Raw genomic sequence first — 4,649 nt, forward strand, 5'->3', positions numbered from 1 at the left:
GGTGGCCGACCGGTACGACGAATCATCCGTGGGGAACGTCGACAAGTACGAGGACACGGACGCGGCATCGTCCGACAACTGGGCCGACCTCGTCCATCACATCACCGGCTACCCCGTGCCCAAGCGCGGCGAGATCTTCGACACCCTCCGCTCCGACCACGGCGGCAAGCTCTTCCGCATGGACATCAAGGAGCGCAGCCTCAGCCTCCTCGTCAAGGACTCCGGCTTCCTGCAGAACAAGGGCCAGGACTACGACATCTGGTTCTTCGACAGCGGGAAGAAGCGCTCCATCATGCAGGCGCGCATCGTCTTCGAGGGGCGGGTGAAGTCCGGCGACGAGATCATCTTCGCCGGCACCGACTCCACCGACGTCAACAACGTGGACGTCCGCGAGGGCAACGAGTTCACGGACTACAACAAGGACAAGTTCAGCACCATCCCGCTGGCCCGCTACATGAACGGGCCGCGGGCGGCGCTCATGTCCCTGCTGGACGGTGGCAACAGCGCCAACGGCCGCTTCAGCGGTGAGGTCGCCAAGGAAGGCGACGCCGTCGACCTGAATTCCTTCACCAGGGCTGGCCAGTCCTTCGACTACGCGGCCCAGTTCTTCAAGTACCACGCGCCGGTGCTGAAGGACTGGGAGGACCGTTTCGGCCGGGACGACGCGAGCTGGAAGGGCGAGGCCGCGGAGGTCTTCCGCAGCCTCATCAAGAAGATCCGCGAGAACTACGACGCCTACGTGGAGACCTTCAACGAGACGGCGGGCAGCGGGGACGCCACCGGCACCGGCAGCACCGTCTACTCCCGCGCGCTCTCCCTGGGCCGCTCCCACCTGGAGCAGGCCGCCCGGGACCTGCTCGGCTACTGGCTCGCCTGGGCCCAGTCCGACTACTACGACCCGCACCGGGTACTGCGCTACGTCCTCGACGACCTCGCCAAGTGGGTGGACGCGGAGAACGTGGCCAAGACCGACATCACGTCCACCACAAACCGCTACACCACCACGGTCAGCCACAAGCCGAAGGGCGACTTCAAGCAGGTCCACCCCGAGTACGGAGACCTCACCGACATCGCCAACTGGGCGAAGGTCGGCGACAAGGCGGTGACGATCTGGAGCCGGGCCGTGGACGACATGCTCGTCAAGAACGCACGCATCGTGCAGTCGCGTCTCAACAACCAGTTCCTGGACCTCTCCAAGGACTTCTCCGAGAACGTACCCGAGCCCAAGTCGACCAGCACGGCGAGCGAGGAGTACGAGAAGAAGAAGCTGGAGGAGGAGAAGGAGGAGATCAAGAAGGAGAACGAGGAGAACCGCCGCTACCAGGACGAGCTGCGTGAGGAGCAGCGCCTCCAGCGCGAGGAGGACAAGAGACTCCAGGAGGAGCTCCGCAAGGAGCAGGAGGAGCAGCGCGAGGAGGACAAGAAGTACCAGGAGGAGCTGCGCGAGGAACAGCGCCTCCAGCGCGAGGAGGACAAGAAGCTCCAGGACGAACTGCGCGAGGAACAGAACCAGCAGCGCGAGGATGACAAGAAGTACCAGGAGGAGCTGCGCGAGGAGCAGCGGCGGGAGCAGGAGGAGGCCAAGCGCGAGGCCGAGGAGCAGGCCAAGCAGATGGAGGAGAGCCTCGGCAACATCAACGGGCCGGGCGGCGGGGGCGAGAACCTCGGCAACCTCGACGATCTGCTCAACCTGAAGCAGGACATTCCGGTGACGGAGAGCCTGGGCGACCTCGGTGGCATCAACAACCCCGGCCCCGGCGGCTCGAACACTCCCAGCCTCGGCGACGTGAACAACGCGGTCTCCGAGAACCTCGGCAACCTCGGCGACGTGAACAACCCCGGTGGCGGCCCGGTCCCCGTGACCTCGAACCTCGGCAACCTCGGCGGGATCAACAACGGCCCCGGCTCGACCCGGAACCCCAACGACGCGGCCAACCAGGCCATCACCGAGAACCTGGGCAACCTCGGAGACCTCAACAACGGCGCGGGCGGCTCCCTCGACACTCCGACCGGCGGCAAGACCCAGCTCGACGCCTCCGGCCTCAACACGGACTTCCCGGATGGCAGCAGCACCTCCTTCGACAAGGACACCGGGATCCTCACCACCACCCACCCGGACGGCAGCGTCACCACGCAGGACCTGGGCGACGGCGCCCGGGTGACCAACCCGGACGGTTCGGTCACCTCTCTCGGCGACGACGGCAAGCTGACGACGACGTTCCCCGACGGTACGAAGCAGGAGATCGACCCCGCGACCGGCCAGGCCGTCTCCACCGCCCCGGACGGCACCGTCACCACGGAGAACCTCGGCAACCTCGGAGGCCTCAACGGACGGAACGGCATCGGGGACCTGGGCGACCTCCGCGACCTGGGCAACATCAACGCCGACCTGCCGACCGAATCACGCGGCGACCTGGGCGACCTCGGCCTCGGCGACCGGGAGACCATCAACGACCTGGGCGACCTCGGGAACCTCAACACCGGCGACACGGGGCTGAAGTCCTCGACCGGCAGTCTGACCGGGCTGGAGAACGGCGACTTCGCCACCACGTTCCCGGACGGCGGCAAGACCGTCTTCGACCCGGACACGGGCCAGCTCACCAGCATCGCCCCGGACGGTTCCAAGACCACCACCGACCTCACCCACGGGGCCGAGGTGACCAACCCGGACGGCTCGGTCTCCTCGCTGGACAACGGCCGGTTCCTCAACTCCTTCCCGGACGGCTCCCAGCACTCCATCGACCCCGACACCGGCATCGCCACCGTCACCGACGCCCAGGGCAGGACCGAGACGGTCACCCTCGACGAGCTCAACTCGCGCTCGGGCGACAACAACAGGCCGGACTTCCTCGACGACCTGCGGGACCTCGACCGGGACCTCGACCGGAACCGTGACCTCGGCAACCTCGGTGACCTCAACGGGAACCGGGACCTGGACGGCCCGAACGGGAACCGGGACCTCGATCTCGACAGCCTCAAGGACCTCGCCAACGGGAGCAGCGGGAGCAGCAGCGGCGGGGGCAGTGGTGGCGGTGGGGGAGGCGACGGGACCAGCACCCGGGACGTCTCCCTCTCGGAGCTGGGGCTGGGCGCCCAGGTCGGTGCGGGCGGCCCCCTCGGCTCCGGCGGCGGCCTCCCCGGTACGAACCTCCCGTCCTCGGAGACCCTCGGCCAGGTCACCCCGCTCTCCGACAGCGCCACGAACAACGCGACCACCCCCGGCGGCGGCCCCGGCGGCGGACCGGGAGCCCCCGGCGCCCCGGGCACGCCCGGCACCCCCGGCATGCCGATGGGCGGCGGTATGGGCGGCATGGGCGGGGGCGGCGAGAAGGGCAACGGCGAGCGCGTGCGGTCCGTCCTGGTCGACGCGGCCGAGGAGAGCGAGCGCCGCAACCGCCGCAGGCGCAGCCCGTGGAACCGCCAGGAGGACAGCGACACCTTCCTCACCCCCGCCTCCCGGGTGGCGACCACCGGCGGCAACTCCCCGGCCGAGGACGAGGAGGAGCAGGGGCGCAGGCCCGTCACCTCGGCCGACTACCTGGAGGAGGACGCGGACGTCTGGGGCACCGAGGAGGGCGGCACCCCGGCCGTCATCGGGAGGTGACGTTCGCTCAGACGTCCGCCACCAGGCAGGATGAGCGGGCCGGGCGCCATGCCCGTACCGAGTCCGTACGTATGTGAAGACCGAGGCAGAAGGAGGGGAGCGGGCGTGACGGAACCGCTGGAGAAGCGGCTGGAGAAGGCCATGGCCGAGCTGCAGGCGGCCCAGGAGGCGGTGGCGCGCACGGAGCGCGAGCTGCGGTCGGCGTCGTTCTCCGTGCTCTCCTCCGACCGGGCGGTCCGCGCCACCGCGGGCCCGCAGGGCGAGCTGACCGGGATCGAGTTCCTGGAGAACAAGTACCGCGACATGTCCCCGCAGGAGCTGGCCGCCAGCGTGCTGGAGGCGGCGGGCGCGGCCCGGCTGAAGATGAACCGCCATGTGATGAAGGCGATGGCGCCCTTCGCCGAGCCCAGCAGCGACGTGCCCGAGCTGAAGGGCTTCGAGCTGGACTGGGAGCGCATCTTCGGCCCCGAGGTGCTGCGCGAGGACGACGAGGACACCGCGCGCGGCCCGGCCACCCCCGCGTGGCGGGACGCGCTCGGCGACGAGGGAGAGGACTGACGGAATGGGACAGCGGTATTACGTCGACCCGGAGCGCATCGAGGCCCTGGCACGGCAGTTGGAGGAGATCGGCACGCTCACCCGGTCGATGACCGAGGAGTTCCTCGACGAGCTGGCGCCCACGGTGAGCTGGCCCGGCACCAACAGCGAGTTCTCGGAGAAGGCCAAGCCGCAGGAGCAGAAGGAGCGGCAGACCACCAAGGACACCATGCTCTCCATCCGGGACGCGCTGGTCGGCATCACCGACGCCACGATCGGCAACGTCCGGATGATGAAGGACACCCGCGACCGCAACCTCGACGAGATCCAGCACGGCAACAGCCGCCTGGAGACCGATGGATTCGACGGCCCGGGCGGGCATGGCCGGCGCTGACCTCCGCACCGCAGGCCGCTCCCGTACGCGACCGGGAGCGGCCGCTCCGTCCTGCCCGCACGGCCCCCGAGGCGGCCGTCGGTGAGTATCCAGGTATCGCCCGAGGTCAACGCC

At 69.2% G+C, this 4,649-nt stretch carries 3 protein-coding genes; all 3 read left to right on the forward strand.

Annotated elements, in window-relative coordinates:
• Position 1: 1 nt before the first annotated feature.
• Entirely contained in the window at positions 2-3,604 is a 3,603-nt protein-coding gene (locus ACFWRT_RS16325; RefSeq protein ID WP_380949801.1) for an AAWKG family protein, read from the forward strand.
• A 105-nt stretch (positions 3,605-3,709) separates the two neighbouring features.
• A complete protein-coding gene (locus ACFWRT_RS16330) occupies positions 3,710-4,162 on the forward strand; it encodes a YbaB/EbfC family nucleoid-associated protein (RefSeq protein WP_380949800.1) in 453 nt (150 codons plus the stop codon).
• A 4-nt stretch (positions 4,163-4,166) separates the two neighbouring features.
• Positions 4,167-4,535: a hypothetical protein gene (locus tag ACFWRT_RS16335; RefSeq protein ID WP_380949799.1), complete on the forward strand. Its 369-nt coding sequence runs from the start codon at positions 4,167-4,169 to the stop codon at positions 4,533-4,535.
• Positions 4,536-4,649 lie beyond the last annotated feature (114 nt).

This window comes from Streptomyces cyaneofuscatus, assembly GCF_042718795.1.
GTDB classification, from domain to species: domain Bacteria; phylum Actinomycetota; class Actinomycetes; order Streptomycetales; family Streptomycetaceae; genus Streptomyces; species Streptomyces cyaneofuscatus_A.

What these genes read in the sequence shown, in the direction of transcription:
- ACFWRT_RS16335 (WP_380949799.1), top strand. Translation starts at nt 4,167, where the DNA reads ATGGGACAGCGGTATTACGTCGACCCGGAGCGCATCGAGGCCCTGGCA.